This window comes from Bradyrhizobium sp. NBAIM03, from assembly GCF_020194055.1.
GTDB lineage: Bacteria > Pseudomonadota > Alphaproteobacteria > Rhizobiales > Xanthobacteraceae > Bradyrhizobium > Bradyrhizobium yuanmingense.
In genome coordinates, this window is the sequence record NZ_JADYVS010000090.1 from 1 (window position 1) to 1,050 (window position 1,050).

Below are 1,050 nucleotides of genomic sequence, written 5' to 3' on the forward strand. Positions count from 1 at the left end.
CGAGCGCGATCCAAATTCGCCGCCGTCTGTACACCACGCGTGCTTAGTTCGTTTGCTCGCTTGAATTCTGCGTCCGCTTGACGAAGGCGTGTGGCCGCAGCGTCCTGAGCTGCTTTCGTTTCGGCAATTCGAGCCTCAATCTGCCGAACCCTTCCGCGCTGGTAATCAGTTGATTGAACATCGAAGCGAGACCTGGATGCGGACAAGGCCTCTCGCTGGCCAACGAGACGGTTGAGCTCGATCTGCTGGTTCGTGCGATCGCGATCAAGCTCAAGAAGCCTCGCGGTATCGAAGCGTTGGTCGTTGATTTCTGCTATGAGCTCGCCGGGACTAATGCGCGCGCCGATGCTCTTTACGGCAAGGGTTACCTTTCCTTCGATCGGGGCGCGAACGATGTAGAGCCGCGCATTGAGTGTAGCATCCGCCGATGTTCCAGCGTGGTGCTCACCGATAATAACGTACAATCCCACTGCCAACAGGGCCAAGCCGACGATTGCACGTACGAGCCTCATAACTCCCGACTGCATTTATGACGGGAGGGTCGCGCAGCGTATTACTGAGCAGCTACGGCCCAATCGTTTTCGCCTAAGCGACCCTCCGCGGCTTTTGATTGCCAAGTCCGGTGCCGCTCGGATGCAAGTGTTAGCGGGTCAGGCGTCATGATCAGACTAACAGGCTGGTAAAGAAGAGCTTCGTGATCTCAGCGGCAGGAGGATCCGTATCGTCAGAAGTGCAAACGGTCATGAATTCATTCCTGCAGTTCCAGCAGCGCCAGAGATCTTGGACCCCCCCGCGCACCGATGCGTTCATGCCACTCGAGGTGGACCAATGCAGAGCCACATTGAGGGCAGTTTTTGTGACGTGCTATTGAGACCGACTCCATGTGGCAGCTCGTGTCATTGCGTCAAAAGGCCACAGTCGAAGAAGCGTTAGCGTAGCCGCCGCTTCGTGGCGGCTGCGGTAGATGGACCTCTCTGTTCAAATCCTGTGCCAACCGCGACAGCTTGATCAGTAAGGGATAATTTTTCAAGGAAGTGTACCAAACCGACA

1 pseudogene is annotated in these 1,050 nt (G+C 56.2%); it reads right to left on the minus strand.

The features are described from left to right. Nucleotides 1-464 (minus strand): annotated as a pseudogene (locus tag I6F21_RS37525) (hypothetical protein); the annotation flags it as partial. Nucleotides 465-1,050 lie beyond the last annotated feature (586 nt).